The sequence below is a fragment of the Arenibacter echinorum genome (assembly GCF_003259375.1).
GTDB lineage: Bacteria > Bacteroidota > Bacteroidia > Flavobacteriales > Flavobacteriaceae > Arenibacter > Arenibacter echinorum.
On the sequence record NZ_QLLN01000001.1, the window covers coordinates 208812 to 225131 of the forward strand.

12 protein-coding genes are annotated in these 16320 nt (G+C 39.5%); 7 read left to right on the top strand and 5 right to left on the bottom strand.

Annotated elements, in window-relative coordinates; all coding sequences use genetic code 11:
* Positions 1–107 precede the first annotated feature (107 nt).
* The 4 genes from LV92_RS00875 to LV92_RS00890 all read right to left on the bottom strand — a co-directional run bounded on the left by LV92_RS00875 (position 108) and on the right by LV92_RS00890 (position 6357).
* On the bottom strand, positions 108–860 hold the full coding sequence (locus LV92_RS00875) for an SDR family NAD(P)-dependent oxidoreductase (RefSeq protein WP_111621801.1): 753 nt from the start codon (positions 858–860) through the stop codon (positions 108–110).
* A gap of 48 nt (positions 861–908) precedes the next feature.
* Complete coding sequence (locus LV92_RS00880; RefSeq protein ID WP_085495706.1) at positions 909–1286, bottom strand: cupin domain-containing protein; 378 nt, start codon at positions 1284–1286, stop codon at positions 909–911.
* 71 nt (positions 1287–1357) lie between these two features.
* A complete protein-coding gene (locus LV92_RS22105) occupies positions 1358–3412 on the bottom strand; it encodes a polysaccharide lyase family 7 protein (RefSeq protein WP_317046750.1) in 2055 nt (684 codons plus the stop codon).
* Positions 3413–4047: 635 nt separating this feature from the next.
* Positions 4048–6357, bottom strand: coding sequence for a chondroitinase-B domain-containing protein (locus tag LV92_RS00890; RefSeq protein ID WP_111621802.1), 2310 nt, complete (start codon positions 6355–6357; stop codon positions 4048–4050).
* 135 nt (positions 6358–6492) lie between these two features.
* On the opposite strand from LV92_RS00890, the gene LV92_RS00895 reads away from it, so the two are divergent.
* From LV92_RS00895 to LV92_RS00925, 7 genes are all read left to right on the top strand, one after another.
* Positions 6493–7461: a sugar phosphate isomerase/epimerase family protein gene (locus LV92_RS00895; protein ID WP_111621803.1), complete on the top strand. Its 969-nt coding sequence runs from the start codon at positions 6493–6495 to the stop codon at positions 7459–7461.
* 25 nt (positions 7462–7486) lie between these two features.
* Positions 7487–8203, top strand: a complete 717-nt coding sequence (locus tag LV92_RS00900; RefSeq protein WP_111621804.1) for a ribonuclease activity regulator RraA — start codon at positions 7487–7489, stop codon at positions 8201–8203.
* A gap of 226 nt (positions 8204–8429) precedes the next feature.
* Entirely contained in the window at positions 8430–9446 is a 1017-nt protein-coding gene (locus tag LV92_RS00905; protein WP_146613492.1) for an exo-alpha-sialidase, read from the top strand.
* Positions 9447–9482: 36 nt separating this feature from the next.
* Positions 9483–10640 (top strand): sialidase family protein, encoded by a 1158-nt coding sequence (locus tag LV92_RS00910; RefSeq protein WP_111621806.1) that lies wholly within the window; start codon positions 9483–9485, stop codon positions 10638–10640.
* A 112-nt stretch (positions 10641–10752) separates the two neighbouring features.
* On the top strand, positions 10753–12513 hold the full coding sequence (locus LV92_RS00915) for an arylsulfatase (RefSeq protein WP_111621807.1): 1761 nt from the start codon (positions 10753–10755) through the stop codon (positions 12511–12513).
* A gap of 139 nt (positions 12514–12652) precedes the next feature.
* The gene (locus LV92_RS00920; RefSeq protein ID WP_317046751.1) at positions 12653–13255 is read left to right on the top strand and encodes a YkgJ family cysteine cluster protein; all 603 of its coding nucleotides are present in this window, start codon (positions 12653–12655) and stop codon (positions 13253–13255) included.
* A gap of 349 nt (positions 13256–13604) precedes the next feature.
* On the top strand, positions 13605–14420 hold the full coding sequence (locus tag LV92_RS00925; RefSeq protein ID WP_245946200.1) for an alpha/beta hydrolase: 816 nt from the start codon (positions 13605–13607) through the stop codon (positions 14418–14420).
* A 63-nt stretch (positions 14421–14483) separates the two neighbouring features.
* On the opposite strand, the gene LV92_RS00930 is transcribed toward LV92_RS00925, so the two are convergent.
* Positions 14484–16121 (bottom strand): ABC-F family ATP-binding cassette domain-containing protein, encoded by a 1638-nt coding sequence (locus tag LV92_RS00930; RefSeq protein WP_111621810.1) that lies wholly within the window; start codon positions 16119–16121, stop codon positions 14484–14486.
* Between the last annotated feature and the right edge of the window lie 199 nt (positions 16122–16320).

Sequence of the window (16320 nt, forward strand, 5' to 3'; positions counted from 1 at the left end):
TGTTATTTAATTGTTAATTAAAAATTTAATTGCAATTTTTGTTTGTTAAAATTTTGGAGGTGATAATTTAGGGGTATAGAAATTATCAATTTCGCATTAAAGCTATTTTACGAAAAGGCAAGTCCACCATTAATATCGATGTTTGCACCTGTAATAAATGATGTTTCGGATGAAGCCAGACAGGCTACTGCATTTGCAATTTCCTCTGCCGAGCCTTCCCTGCGAAGTGGGGTCATTCCCGCTACTTTCTCCCGTACCTCATCTGTAGTGAAGGTATCGTGAAAGGTGGTGGCGATCATTCCGGGACAAAGGGCATTTACCCGAATATTTTTTGGGCCTACCTCCTTGGCCAGACCTCGTGTAAAGGTCATTATAGCTCCTTTTGAAGTTGCATAGGCTATAGATCCTCCGCCCCCACCGTCCCGACCGGCTTGGGAGGCTATATTTACTATAGAGGCCCCAGATTTCATATGGGGCAGTACTGCTTGTGTTACAAGAAAGGTAGAATTAAGATTCAATTTTATCACCTTGTCAAAAAAGGCTTCGTCCATCTCGGCTATTGTCTTCCTGGCCACTAGGCCACCGGCGTTGTTTACCAAGACGTCTATTGTTTCTCCATAGTTGCTAATGGTTTCCTTTATAAGTTTGTCTACTTCAGATTTCTTGGTCACATCCGCCTTGACAATTATTGCTTCGCCACCGGCCGATTCAATTGCGTTAAGAGTTTCTTGGGCATTTGCCTCGTTGCTATAGTAATTTACTACAACCTTGGCGCCTTCCTTGGCCAATTTTATGGAAATGGCCTTTCCAATATCCCTAGTGCCACCAGTAACAATGGCTATTTTTCCTTTTAAATTCATATGTGTTGTTTATGACATAAAGTCTTCCCGAATGGGGCGGTTTTTTAATTATGACTTCTTATCTCCAAAATAAGAAACCGCTCCACCGCTTAAGAAATCTTCCCTTACAGGACTAAATGTGTCAATTAGTATCCCTTCTTCCAAACAAACTGCACTGTGCAATAGATTAGGTTCAATATAAACTCCATCTCCTGCTTCTACAATTTTCTTTTCTCCATTAATTTCAAATTCAAATTTGCCTGAAGCACAATAGGTAGCTTGGGTATGAAAATGTTTATGTGGGGAACCTAATGCTCCTTTTTCAAACTTCACTTTTACCATCATGATTTGGTTATCGTACCCCAAAAACTGTCTTGATACTCCTCCTCCAAGTTCTTCCCATTCCATTTCTTTTGTGGTGATGTACTTTTCACTAAATCGTTTCATTTTTTTTTGATTTTAATTAGTCTTTACTCTTTTTTAATTACGATCAACTCTTTTATACGGATCAAGTCGATTTACTTTGGGGGTGTACCCTGACCTACGGTTGCTTCCCTAAACCATACTTCCGTATAACATCCGTTTTCGTATTGTTTGGCGATATCACCTCCGTAGGTTTCCGCACCTGAAAACCAAACCATGTTGGTTTCTGGACTTTTTCCATTGGTCTGGTTATAAGCGCCTTGTTTAAAATAATTCAATTCTCCACTATAGGCAGTGGCACGTTCAATGGCGTCTTGCCCTATGGGGGCGAATAATTGCTTCATCTGTTCAGGGAAGTCCGACTTTTTAACATATTCTGATGATATCAGATTTTTGGTAAATGTTTTGGTTTCGTGATTTTCACTTTTGAAGGTTAGATACATGATTCCCTTATAAACATTTACTTCATAACTAAATTCTTCACCTAATTCAATGCCATTTTTAGGTTCAGCAGGAAAGTCGTTTATACCTTTCCCAATGACGGACATATCGTTCCCCCATACGGCATAGGAATGTTCCCACCGGCCTGAATTATCATCCCCTACTGGATTGATTTCATAATTCCAAAAAACGGAACCCTTGGTGTGACCAGGAAATTTCTTGTAGAATATTTTAAGAGGTTCATTTTCATGTCCTTCACCACTGTGAATTTGCCCCACAACAGTGGAATAGGATGCAGCTACTCTGGCATCGCCAGAAATGGAGACCTGCATTACCTTGCAGGTGCCTGTTAGTTTGCCACCTTCTTCAGGGAGCCATTCTCTTTTTTCGTGTAGTTCGGTTCTTGTATTACTGGAGTTTTTTGAAGTGACACCAGAATTTGGAGTTTTGTAGACTACCCAACGCCTTGTACCGTCTATTACACTGTAGAAGAAATCTTTGTGTTCGAACTGCGTGATATCTTCCACCTCCTTACCGTCACCCAGCAATATTTTAAATTTATCCATAAATGGAATCACCTCATTGGGATAGACCGTTTTAGTACTTAGGCCATCATTTGCTTCGAAATAACCTGTATTAGAAATGGCGTCATCGCTGATTGTGATATCTGCGGATTTAAACCAAACCTCGGCGTAATTGCCATCTGCATATTGTTTTTGTATATCACCACCATGGGTTTCGGCCCCAGAACACCAGACTTTATTAACCTTAGGGTCTTTTCCGTTCGTTTGGTTGTATGTGCCCAATTTAAAAAAGAGACCCTCACCGGTATACGCTTCTTTGCGCTCGAGGCCATCCTGCCCAATGGGTACAAATAATTTCTTGGTTTGCTCTGGCATGTCCGAAAGATTTGCATATTCAGAGGAAATAAGATTTTTAGTAAATTTTTTGGTCTCATGGCCTTCACTCGTGAATGTTAGATGCATCATACCTTCCTTAATAACTACTTCATAAGTGAATTCTTCACCTAAGGCAATTCCGTCAACTGGTTCAGGTGGATAGGTGTTTTCATCAGTACCGACAACAGAAAAGTCATAGCCCCATATAGGATAGGAATAATCCCATCTTTTGGAATTATCATCACCTGCAGTATTTATTTCGTAATGCCAAAAGACAGAGCCTTTTTCATGCCCAGGAAATTTTTTATAGAAGATTTTAAGTGGTTCGTTTTCATGCCCATCTGCACTGTGAATCTGACCAACTACTACTGAATACGTTGAAGCAACGCGGGCATCGCCGGTAGTTGACACGTTCATTACCTTTAGGGTCGCTTTCATAGTAGCTTCTGTCATTGGTGTCCACTTCTTTAATTGGGCCAATTCGGTTCTTGTATTGTTCGAGGTACCATGGGTATTTCCTGCATTTGGAGTTTTGAATACTACCCAATCGCCATGATCATCACTCGCAGTATAAAAGTAATTCTTGTTCTCATAGTCAAGAGCTTGGCCTACATTAGAGCCATCACCTAGGATCAAATTCCAATGTTGAAAAAATGGTATAATGTCGTTTGGACTACGACCTATAGCTGCGTTTTCAGAATTGTCTGTAGATTCTTGTTTTTTGTTTTCTTTACAGCCAATAAATAGCAAAATGGTACTCATCATGAATAAATAATGTACCGAAACCGAATTGAATATTTTAAAGTTCATATGATATGGATTATGTTTTCTATAAAAACCGTAAAAAGTCATTTTTTTAACGGCTAGGATAATTTCTTCAACAATCTAAAAGAAACCTTCTATCAGATGGTTTTACCTGCACTTCTACGATAATGAAAGCCATTAAAAAACAGAGCGAAAGTGATTTTGTAAAAATTGGTTTACCAGATTGGTTTACCAAAAATACGCAAATTTGTGGAACCACCAAATATTTAACATTAAATCGATCTGTTTTATCTTTAATTAATAATATTCTATCTGTGAAATTGCTAATTCAGTAAATGTGAATTTTGCTCAAATAGAGTATTGTATAGGGGGTAGTCAAAAAAGAATTTGGGATTAAGGTTCTTTATTCCAAAAGACCGCTAAATAATAGACCTTATAAGAGCTAATCAAATTAGAAGCAATGGTATTACATCGCTTGGATAAATTGTGACTTTTATGTCTTCATTATTTGACTTCTTAGCGGTATTAAGACAGCTATTTAATGCTGCTATATGAGCTGGTACGAATAATTTTGCAATTATGGCGGCCATTTTAATAGGTTTTAATTTTTGTTTATTTCTTTTTAATTAGAAACATTAGATGTAGTCCTTGCAAAGTGGCTTAATGACAGGGGGATTGGTTTAGTACAGTAATTTCATTTCTAAATTCTCTTCAACACGGATTTCCCCTGAATTGCTTATCTCATTGTCCGAATGGGTATTGTTTTTCGCTCCCCAAAGTAAGGCTACCAGTTTTACCGGATTGTTTTTAAAGGTGTTTTTGGAAATATCGACATTTACAATGCCATGGGAGTTGATCAGAATACCGTTTTTTTCTTGAGCACCACAATTGGTAAAGGTGCTGTTGGTGACCAACAGATTCCCACCAATGGTAGATTCGTCATAACCTCCGCGATAGTAATCTATGACATTGTTTTTTACATTGGAGAACCGGCAATTATCTACAGTTAGGTATTCAGTGTTATAATCTCCTAGATCATTAGTTTCTTCAGATAGTTCCAAACCATTTTCGCAATTTGATATTGAAGTATTTTCAAAGGTGATACGTTCTGCAAAGGACTCCTTATAGACCTTTAAGACATAATTAAAATCACTGATATCACAATCGGCAACCGTTAAACCAAAATGTGTAAACATATTTTCTTTTAAACTGGCGAATACATATTGGTAATTATTTCCTTTTAGGGTTACATTTTTTAGGTTTAAAAATCCTTTAGGTTGAAGTTGGAATAGTGGTGAATTTTCTGCTCCCGAATAATTTAGGATCACTTTCGACTTATCCAAAGATTTAATGGTCAACTCTTTATTGATAACCAAGGATTGTGGGATGTCATAATTTCCTGCTTCCAATGAAATGATGTCCCCATTTTCGGCCTCATTGATTTTAGTTTGTAGATTTTCTGCTTTGCCTACAGCTACAGTTTTAGGCTCTGGAGCTTCATCTTCAACTGAATACCAGCTTGGGCCATATTTGGATCTTTCCAAAATTTTTGGGTCTTTAAAATCCGTAGAGACAAAGGCTCCAATGGAGTTGTTTTTAGCTCTGGAACTGCCGACCAAATCTTTGGATATTTTTTCAAATTCGAACCCTTTGTAAGGTTCGATAGCTATTTTGGAAGAAGGGATAGCAATATTTTCCGCAATTTCTTTAATGTCAAAAATTACAGCCTCCAAGCCGTCATAGGGTTTAAAATCCACCCCTTGATTATGGATTGCGTTGCTTTTAAAGGTCACTCCATCGGCCTTATCGTGTTCCACAATCGGTGACGTATCACCTTTTTCATTATAAATTACATTGTTTGCTATAATGGTCCTTATGGGTCTGGCAGAGCGAATCTCAGAGGAAGGCAGAACATCTTCCTGACTTAAATTTTGACCAACTCCGAATTGCCAAGGGGAATCGCAATTGATGTAGGTATTATAAGCGACCACTACATCGGTAACCTGATTGTATCTATTTTGGGGGGATTTTGGAATTCCGTTCATTACGGCCAGGGCACTTCTAAAATTCTTTCCTTTTATATTATAGAAGTAATTGTTGGTTACCCAATGCCCTGTGTTGATGATTCTGATACCTCCTATGTTTTCGTTTTTACCATCGCCAATAAAGTAATTGCCATCAATAGTGCAGTAATTGCCATGTCTTGTTACCAAAGAACCTTCGCTTTTATAAAAGACATTATTTCTGAACTCATTGAAGTTGGTTTTGCTGGAAATAATTTCTACTTCACCGTTGCACTCTTCAAATAAGTTATTGGCAACCATTGTATAACTTGGGGACATAGAAGAAAAACTGTTGCCAATTTGAATGGTCTCGCCACTGGCACCACCTTTGGGAGGTCTTGGTCCAAAATGGTTGTATACGATTTGATGGTAATTGTTTATACTCTCATTGCCTTCCAAGTCCACCCTAATGGTGGGTCCGCGATTAGTTTTTCCCGCAATGTAATTATTGCTTAAGGTATTGTGTCTTCCCCAGAATTGAACCCAGAGATCCGTATCATCACGATGCATCTTATTAAAATCCTCAATAACACAATTGGTAAGGGTGCAGTGATTTGCTATCGTATTCGCATCTATTCTAAATTCCAATACTGCTTCACTTGGCGAATAACCATTTCTAAAGTGCAGGCCATCCACCACTAAGTACTTCCCTCCAAATTTTAAATCGGATACGCCTTCAATAAAAACTTTTCCAGGTGTTTCAGCTTTAATGGTGATTGGCTTGTCTTCTGTGCCTTCGCCTATAAATTTAATGCGGACATCTTTCCATATACCATTGGCCAACACAATGTTATCGCCAGCCTGCACATTTTTTATGGCTTCTTCCAATTCTTCAGGAGTGCTAACCGTTTTAGTGTTAAGATTGGTCTTATCCCCACAAGCGCCGATAATAAACAAAAAGCACAGCAACGTTACTAGTCTAGTCATAGTTAATGAATTTAAGGTAGCACTTATAAATAATAATTGGTTAACCAGATTGGTTAACCAAAAATACGTATATTTGTTGAACTAACAAATTTTTAACATAAAAACTATCATTGCTTAATAAATCATAGCTATAAAATGAAAAATAATAATTTACATTGTTCAAGAAGGGAATTTGCCCTGTTGTCTGCAATGGGTCTGGCGGCAACACCACTCCTTGGGTTCGATCATATATTAATGGAACAAGCTGCTCCGGTAAAGGCTGATTTATCCGTAAACCTATTTTCCAAACACTTGCAGTTCCTGAATTATAATGATATGTCGGAAGCAGCAGCAGAAATAGGTTTTGACGGATTGGATTTAACGGTAAGGCCGGAGGGGCACGTATTTCCAGATCGCGTATCCGAGGATTTACCTAAGGCGGTCGAGGCCATGAAAAAATATGGTCTAAACCCTAGACTGATGACCACCAACGTTATTGATGTCAATAACAAGGAACATAGATCCGTGTTGGAAACAGCCAGCAAAAGTGGGTTTTCCCATTATCGTACTGCTTGGCTAAGCTATCCTGAGAACAGGGAGATTTCTGAAAGTCAGACTATCTATGGTCAACAATTGAAGAATTTGGAAGTTCTAAATAAACAGCTGGGTCTTATCGGCTGTTATCAAAATCATGCAGGCAATCACGTAGGGGCGCCCATTTGGGATTTACCGCCTATTCTTCAGGCTACCAAAAATGCAAATATTGGTTGCCAATATGATATAAGACACGCCGTTGTGGAAGGGGGCAGCTGTTGGGAACTCGGGTTGCGACTTATTAGACCTTTTATTAAAACCATAGTCATTAAAGATTTTAAATGGGGAACCGTCAATGGACAATGGAAGCCCATCAATACTCCGTTGGGGGAGGGGATGGTAGATTTTGAGCGCTACTTTTCATTGCTCAAAAAATATAAAATAAACGTGCCCGTATCCCTGCACCTGGAGTACGGGCTGGGTGGTGCTGAACACGGCGCGACTGAAATCACCATAGATAAAAAAGAAGTCTTTGCACAAATGAAAAAGGATTTGACCTTCCTTCAGGAAGCTTGGCAAAGAGCGGAATAAATAGGGATAACCAGAGCATAACAATATGGAATACACAAAAAATTCTACAAAAGAGAAATTAAGAAAAGTCAGTACCGCCACCATTGCTACCTGTCTTTTTAAAAAAGGATTGAAAAAACAATTTATTCAGGACATTAAACCCTTAAAACTGGGCAAGCCCACTATGGTAGGGGAGGCCTATACCTTGCGTTATATACCGGCTCGTGAAGATTTGAATAGTATAGAAGTGTTCAAGGATCCTAAACATTTACAAAGGGTAGCGGTCGAGGAGTGTCCAAAAGGCGCTATTTTGGTTATTGATAGTAGAAAGGATGCCCGAGCTGCTTCGGCAGGTTCCATATTGGTCACGCGATTAATGGTAAGAGGGGTGTCGGGAATTGTAACCGATGGAGGTTTTCGGGATTCTGCTGAAATTGCCGAGTTGAATATTCCTTCATATCACAATAGACCCTCGGCACCTACCAATCTGACCCTGCACCAGGCCATTGCCATTAACGAACCAATTGGATGTGGTGATGTGGCTGTTTTTCCAGGAGATATTTTGGTAGGGGACGATGATGGGGTTATGGTAATCCCGGCCGGAATTGCCGATGAGGTGGCCGACGAATGTTTGCAAATGACCTTATTCGAGGAATTTGTCATGGAAAATGTACAAAATGGGCGATCAATTATTGGGTTATATCCACTGGTTGATGAAAAAATCAAGAAGGAATATGAGGGTTGGAGGGCTAATAAAAATTAGAATAGCTTTCAAAGTTTTTATGTTTAGCACAGGAAGGCAGGGGTTGGACTTTTCTTTTTTTTTATAACACATATTTTTTTAATTTAGGAAGTTCACTTGGCAGAAGATTTATTACAGGCAATTTACCGTAGATAATTTCTGATTTAAGTGGCAAAGTGTGGGGCATCGATTTTGACAAACCAACATTTAATACATGGCGATATTCATCAAATTCAAACCCTTAAGAATGAAGAAAGTCCTATCACTTTTAATCTTTTTTGTCACTTTTAATGGCATTTCGCAGACCCTGCCAAAAAGTATCAAAGTATCCAAGATATACTCCGATGATAATTACAATGCCTTTACATCTTTAATTAGATTTAATGGAGACTTTTATTGTGCATTTCGCTCAGGGGAAAGGCATGTTTATGGAAAGGATGGCGTAATAAAAATTATTACCTCCGAGGATGGAAAAGAATGGAAGAAAGTGGATGAAATTTCTTTAAAAGGGTTTGATTTGCGCGACCCCAAGCTGTCCATTACTCCAAAAGGGCAAATAATGCTTACCATGGGAGGGTCTATTTATGATGGCAAGACCTTGTTGGGTGGAATACCTCATGTAGCATTCTCCAACCCTGAAGGGACCAAGTTCAACCCGCCACAACCTATTAAATATGATGCCGATATAAAATCGAAATTCGATTGGCTCTGGAGCTTAACTTGGCATGAGGGTACGGGCTATGGAGGCATGTATTCCAGAAAAGAAAATGAAGAAGGTGAAAATGAGACGACCATAAAATTGGTAAAAACCACCAATGGAGTGGATTATCAAAGGGTTGCCGATTTGGGAATTGAAGGAAATCCCAATGAATCCACAATTCGCTTTTTGCCCAATGGTGACATGTTAATGCTTATAAGACGTGAAAAGGGAAACAAAAGGGCTTATTTGGGACAAAGTAGTCCTCCTTTTACCGACTGGAATTTTATCGAGTCGCCCTACTTTATAGGAGGTCCAGACTTTGTGCCGATAGGCGATAATCATTTTATTGGTGGGGGAAGGATTAATAGTGAGTATACTGGACTGGTTTCCTTTGGTGAAAATGGAGATTTTAAAGAGGTATTGAAATTGCCATCTAATTCCGATAGCAGCTATCCAGGTTTTGTTTTTGAAAATAATACCCTATACATGAGCTACTATTCTTCCCACGAGACTGAAAAAACCTCCATTTATTTTGCCGAAATACCCTTGGTTGAACTTAAATGAATACCAATGCGTAAGTTTACCCTCTAAAATCCAATAATGAGTATAAAATTTATTTTTAGTCCAATACTTCTCTGGGTGTTGCTGGGAATCGCCTTCTCTTGTAAGAGCATTAAAACAACCAACAAAATATTGGTTTCCAAAGAACCTGAAACCGTTTTGAGCCTACAGCCTTCGGTAAGCAACCCCCGTAACAGTGAGGGGGATTTTATAAGGTTGAAAAATGGAAATCTGTTATTTGTATATACCCATTATACCGAAGGCTCTGGGTCCGACCATGACCCAGCACATTTGGCAAGCAGATATTCCGATGACAATGGAATTACATGGAGTAAACAGGATAAGGTGTTGCTGCCTAATGAAGGAGGAATGAATGTGATGTCCATTTCCCTATTGCGACTTCAAAATGGTTCCATAGCCTTATTTTACTTGAGGAAGAATAGTACAGAGGATTGTATTCCCATGATGAGAATATCCACGGATGAGACACAGAGTTGGAGTTCGCCAATTCCCTGTATCACTGACAAGAAAGGGTATTTTGTTTTGAATAACGATAGGGTTATTCAGCTGGAAGATGGGCGATTGCTGTTTGCAGTGGCAGAACACCCCACTACCGAAAAAGGTTTCAGTGCCCAAGGCAATTTATTTTCTTATTACTCCGATGATAATGGCAAAACCTGGACTTCCAGCGAAATGGTGCCCAATAATACAGAAACTATCACCCAGGAACCAGGTCTTATAGAAATGAATGATGGCCGGATCATGATGTATATTCGGGCCAGCGGTGGGGTACAGCAGCTGTCATTTTCAAAAGATCGCGGGGCTACATGGAGTGCTATTGAGCCTAGTTCTATTTATTCCCCCCTTTCGCCGGCTACTATAGAAAAAGTCCCTGGAACCAAGGATTGGGTTATGGTGTGGAACAATAACGATGGTTCCGATCCAGTAATTAAAGGTAAAAGAACCCCTTTTACGATTGCAATTTCCAAGGACGAGGGAAAAACATGGGGCAATATTAAAAATATTGCAACAGACCCTGAAGGCTGGTATTGTTATACCGCCTTGTATTTTATAGATTCGCAAAATCTTATTTTAGGGCATTGCGCCGGCAACAGTATCCAAAGAACAGGGTTGGCGGTAACCAATTTAACCACCCTGAATTGGGATTGGATAATTAAATCTGAGGATAAAGAATAACATTTTTCGTCTTTAGGCAGGTATTTAATATGGATTTATTGGAAATTGGGTAATTTGTATTCCAATTTCGTCTGTTTTATAAAATAATCAACAAAATCTGAAACTAACACTTATGAACTTAAAGTATAGGTATTGTATTTTTCTCATAATGATTTTGGGGCTAACTTCTAGTGGCTATACCCAGAAGAATCAACGTCCCAATGTAATCTTGGTGATTACGGATGATCAAGGGTACGGGGATTTGGGGTTTACTGGAAACCCCCATGTACAAACACCGGTCATTGATGCCTTGGCACGTGAAAGTGTTAGGTTCAACAATTTTTACGTTTCCCCAGTTTGTGCTCCTACCAGATCCAGTTTAATGACAGGTCGATATTCCTTGCGTACAGGTATGCGTGATACATACAATGGGGGAGCCATTATGGCTTCCAATGAGGTTACCATAGCCGAGATGTTGAAGCAGGCCGATTATACGACCGGGGCTTTTGGGAAATGGCATTTAGGGGATAATTATCCAAGTAGGCCCAGCGACCAGGGTTTTGACGAATCAGTTATTCACCTTTCTGGAGGCATGGGGCAGGTAGGTGATATTACTACTTATTTTAAGGGGGATAGAAGTTATTTTGACCCTGTACTTTGGCACAATAATCAACAGGAATCTTTTGATGGCTATTGCTCCGATATTTTTACCGACCAGGCCATCAATTTTATTGATAAAAATAAAGAATCCCCTTTTTTCTGCTATTTGGCTTTTAATGCTCCACATACCCCCTTGCAGGTGCCTGATTCCTATTATCAAAAGTACAAGGATATAGATCCTTCTACCGGGTTTGGTAAGGAGGGAAAGCCTTTTTCAAAAATGAGCGAAAAGGATAAGGAAGATGCCAGAAAGGTTTATGCCATGGTAAACAATATTGATGACAACCTCGGCAAACTCTTCAAAAAATTGGATGCCTTGGGACTATCGGAAAACACCCTAATAATTTTTATGACCGATAATGGTCCCCAGCAGACCAGATATGTGAGTGGTATGAGGGGGCTAAAGGGAGATGTATACAATGGGGGTGTCCGAGTGCCATTTTATTTGAAGTATCCAGCACTTTCCAAGGGTAACAAAGATGTAGAAACCATGACGGCACATTTGGATGTACTGCCTACACTATCGGCAATTTGCGATGTGGAAATGCCCAAGGATAGGATAATAGATGGTAAAAGTCTTGTTCCATTAATACATGGCCAGCCAGTGGAGTGGGCGGATCGGTCCTTGTTTTTTTATTGGTCGCGTCGCTACCCTGAGCTATACAACAATATGGCCATTCAAAAAGCGGGATATAAATTGGTGGGAAAAACTGACTATAATGCCGCTATTGAAGATTTCGAATTGTTCCAGCTTACCAAGGATCCCTATGAGCAGTACAATGTGATAAAGGAAAACAAGGCATTGGCCATGGACCTTAAATATGAATTGGATAAAATATACGGGGAGTTGATCTTTTCTGAAAATCTTGTAAACCCTCCAAAAATTTTGGTGGGTACCCCGTATGAGAATCCGGTAATTTTGAATAGGAATGATGCTGGAGGGGAACGTGGTATATGGAATCAAGAGGAAATTTATGGTCATTGGGATACTGATATTGAAGAAGGTTATTATGATATTACCTTTAAGTTTGTTAAGCCGGTAGTCGCCAATGGGAAAATGGTTTTGGAGGCCAATACCCTGGTAAGGCAAATGGAAAATAAAAAGGGGAATACCGATATTATAAAAATGGAGAAAGTTTATTTTCCAAAAATGACGGGCAAACTTTTGCCATTTTATGCCGTAGGCAACAAAAATATCTTTCCTTTTTGGATGGAAATGGAAAGAGTGGATTAGGTTCTAATGTATTTGTTTCTTGTTCATTTTCAAGGAAATGGATGAATTTTTTAGATTCATATTTTTTCCAAAGTGGTACATTAATTAATTGTTGTACGAGACCTTTATTGGCGTACATTCGCGCAAAATATTTATGTCCATGGAAAGTAGGGTAAAAGCAGTTGAGGCATTATTCGCCGGTTTGGATCTTGAAATTGCTACTTTTCAATCCCAAACGGGTCTGGGCTGTAAAGCAGGATGCGGTAAATGTTGCACCCATCCGGATATAGACGCTTCCCCTTTGGAATTTCTGCCATGGGCTTTCCATCTCTTTTTGAATGGGAAGGCAGAAACAACTTTGGAGGAATTAAAAATAAGTGAAAGTTCTATTTGCCCTTTATACCGACCATTGTCCGTTTTGGATAGTAATAGCGGGAGATGTGGTGATTATAAGTATCGTGGACTAATATGTCGCTTGTTTGGCTATGGCGCCAGTAGGGACAAGATGGGAGAACTCCGTTTGGCTACCTGCAAGATTATAAAGGAAAGCCAAGCCGATCTATATGAGAATTCCAAGGTAGCGATGAAAAACGGACTTTATGTGCCCATTTTTACTGACTATTATATGAACCTTAATCAGATAGATTTTAGGATGGGTAATATTATACTTCCTATCAACAAGGCCATGAAGGCTGCGATAGAAGAAGTGCTTCAATATTATGCATACCGTCCCTTTCCTGAAGGGCACAAGGTTACAGCTTAATATCCTCCAAAAATTTACCCCAAAACTTGGTTTTTACTTGTTTTGATCAGATTTCTTTTACTGATTAAGTTCATTTTGAATGCTCTGGCGGACGTCGAAATGTTATCATTATTCCTTCCTTTGCTTTATGGGATTGTCCGTTCCGTTCAGGCCGGCTTGCCCTGAGGTAATTGACTCTAAAATCTTGTAAAACCACTTTAATTCATTTTGGGTATGGTGTTTTTTGACTAGTTTTGAAATGAGGTCTGTCGAGATATTTATTTGGTGGGAGGTAAATTTTATTTTGTCTTAAAAATAACATGACATCTTCAGGCTAAAAAGTAGATCGGACTTAAAGGATAATTATAAAATGATGAGACAATTATTGACTACACTGTTTGTTATTTGTGCCGCACTGAGTGCTTTTGCATCGCGGCTAGATACCTTAAAGGTGCCAAGTAAGTCAATGGGTAAATCCATTGCTAATCTGGTAATTTTGCCGGATAGTTATACCGCACAGAAGCAAGGATACCCGGTGCTTTATCTGTTGCATGGGGCTGGAGGCGACCATACGGATTGGGTTACCAAGGTAGATGCCATAAAAAAGTATGCCGATGCCTATAACATGATTATAGTTTGTCCGGATGGAAGTAAGACCAGTTGGTATTTTGATAGTCCAGTAGATCCGGTCATGCGTTATGAGACCTATGTTGCCAAGGAGTTGGTTCAGGCGGTGGATAAGAAATACAATACTCTGGCCAATAGTAAATCTAGGGCCATTACCGGCTTGAGTATGGGCGGTCATGGGGCATTTTACCTAGCCTTTAAACATCAGGAGGTTTGGGGTGCTGCCGGAAGTATGAGCGGGGGACTGGATATCCGTCCTTTTCCTGAGAATTGGGACCTTTCACAGCGCTTGGGCGATTATGCTGTAAATCCTGACAATTGGGAAGATAACACGGTAATCAATATGGTGCATTTGTTGAAAAAGGACAATCTAAAGCTCATTTTTGATTGTGGGGTGAATGATTTCTTTTATGATGCGAACATGAGAATGCACCAAATATTAATGGAAAGAAATATTCCCCATGATTATATTGAACGCCCAGGAAGCCATAATTGGGATTATTGGGCCAATGCAATTCAGTTCCAACTATTGTTTTTTGATAGTTTTTTTAAATCCTAAGGTTGGGTTGTATTTCTTGTTGACCTAACCCCGGAGTTCTAATTGCATAGAACATTTTGGGAGCTAAACCTTTAAATCTATTTCTTTAAGGTTCTCTATTCTGTTGCGTACCAAGAAGGCATCTATGGTCTCAAAATGTTCTATGACGCGTTTGTCCTTAAATTCGAACACTTTTTGAGACAGGCCTTGTAGAAAATCCCGGTCGTGGGAGACCAATATAAGAGTGCCATCAAAGGCAAGCAGGGCTTCTTTAAGTACATCCTTGGATTTTAGATCCAAATGGTTGGTGGGTTCATCCAGTATCAAAAGATTCACCGGTTCTAAAAGTAATTTCACCATTGCAAGACGGGTTTTCTCCCCTCCCGAAAGTACACTTACCTTTTTTTCCAAGTCATCTCCGCTAAACATGAACCTGCCGAGAATATTTTTGATCTGGGTCCGTACGTCCCCTTCAGCTACTTCATCCACTGTCTGGAAGATGGTGAGTTCAGGGTCTAGCAAGGAGGCTTGGTTTTGTGCAAAATAACCCACTTTTACATTATGCCCCAAGCTGCATTTGCCATCTACTTCAATTTCGCCCAAAATGGCCTTGATCATAGTAGATTTCCCTTCGCCGTTCCTCCCTACAAAAGAAACCTTTTCGCCTCGTGAAATCGAGAGATTGGCATCTTTGAAAACCACATGGTCCCCATAACTTTTGGATAGCCCTTCGGCAGTAACCGGATAGTCCCCAGAGCGAATGGAGGGAGGAAACCTCAGTTTTAGGGCTGAGGTATCTATTTCGTCAATTTCAATAATCTGCAGTTTTTCCAACATCCGTTCTCTCGAAGTTACCTGGTTGGTTTTGGAATAGGTGCCCTTAAATCGGTCAATAAAGGCCTGGTTGTCCGCAATAAACTTTTGTTGTTCCTGATAAGCTTTTATTTGGTGACTTCGTCTGTCTTCCCTCAATTGAAGGTAATGGGTGTAGTTGGCCTTGTAGTCATAGATCCTGCCCATGGTCACTTCTATGGTTCTGTTGGTAATATTATCTATAAAGGTTTTGTCGTGGGAGATTACCACAACCGCCTTGGCCTTGTTCAACAGGAAATCCTCCAGCCAAATTACGGATTCGATATCTACGTGGTTGGTGGGCTCATCCAAAAGGATCAGGTCCGGCTTTTGCAATAATATCTTGGCAAGTTCTATTCTCATTCTCCATCCCCCGCTGAATTCACTGGTAAGGCGATGAAAATCTTCGCGTTTAAACCCTAATCCCCTCAATGCCTTTTCTACCTCTGCCTCGTAATTTATTTCTTCAAGAGCATAGAACTTTTCGCCTAGGTCCGATACTTTTTCAATGATATTCATATAAGCGTCCGATTCATAATCGGTACGGGTTTCCAATTCTTTATTAAGGCGTTCAATTTCATCGCGCATACTAAAGATTTCCTTAAAGGCTTTGGAAGCTTCCTCGAAAACGGTACAACTGTCATCGGTCAGTAAATGCTGGGGCAAATAGGCAATTACAGCGTCCTTGGGATAACGAATATGACCACGGGTTGCTTTTTGCTCTCCCGCAATTATCTTCATCATAGTAGATTTACCGGCCCCGTTTTTACCCATTAGGGCAATTTTATCATTTTCGTTGATAACGAAGGAAACGTCACTAAACAAGGTATCTCCACTAAACTCAACTGCTATTGCATCTACAGAAATCATATTTCAATTTTAAGTTTGCAAAACTATAAAAAAGCATGATACACTAACTATTTAATTGCTAGGTTGTGAATTTTAGTCTCGCCCCAAAATATAAGATAGTTTCTTAAATTTAAATTTAGTGCGGGTAAACGAGCTATATCTTAATCATGATTAGGAATGATTCATATACTTGTTGTTGCCCGGTTGAACGGAGATAAAA

Excerpts from the sequence above, each read along its gene's own strand:
- LV92_RS00875 (WP_111621801.1), bottom strand. The coding sequence starts at position 860 with ATGAATTTAAAAGGAAAAATAGCCATTGTTACTGGTGGCACTAGGGAT.
- LV92_RS00880 (WP_085495706.1), bottom strand. The coding sequence starts at position 1,286 with ATGAAACGATTTAGTGAAAAGTACATCACCACAAAAGAAATGGAATGG.
- LV92_RS22105 (WP_317046750.1), bottom strand. The coding sequence starts at position 3,412 with ATGAACTTTAAAATATTCAATTCGGTTTCGGTACATTATTTATTCATG.
- LV92_RS00890 (WP_111621802.1), bottom strand. The coding sequence starts at position 6,357 with ATGACTAGACTAGTAACGTTGCTGTGCTTTTTGTTTATTATCGGCGCT.
- LV92_RS00895 (WP_111621803.1), top strand. The coding sequence starts at position 6,493 with ATGAAAAATAATAATTTACATTGTTCAAGAAGGGAATTTGCCCTGTTG.
- LV92_RS00900 (WP_111621804.1), top strand. The coding sequence starts at position 7,487 with ATGGAATACACAAAAAATTCTACAAAAGAGAAATTAAGAAAAGTCAGT.
- LV92_RS00905 (WP_146613492.1), top strand. The coding sequence starts at position 8,430 with ATGAAGAAAGTCCTATCACTTTTAATCTTTTTTGTCACTTTTAATGGC.
- LV92_RS00910 (WP_111621806.1), top strand. The coding sequence starts at position 9,483 with ATGAGTATAAAATTTATTTTTAGTCCAATACTTCTCTGGGTGTTGCTG.
- LV92_RS00915 (WP_111621807.1), top strand. The coding sequence starts at position 10,753 with ATGAACTTAAAGTATAGGTATTGTATTTTTCTCATAATGATTTTGGGG.
- LV92_RS00920 (WP_317046751.1), top strand. The coding sequence starts at position 12,653 with ATGGAAAGTAGGGTAAAAGCAGTTGAGGCATTATTCGCCGGTTTGGAT.
- LV92_RS00925 (WP_245946200.1), top strand. The coding sequence starts at position 13,605 with ATGATGAGACAATTATTGACTACACTGTTTGTTATTTGTGCCGCACTG.
- LV92_RS00930 (WP_111621810.1), bottom strand. The coding sequence starts at position 16,121 with ATGATTTCTGTAGATGCAATAGCAGTTGAGTTTAGTGGAGATACCTTG.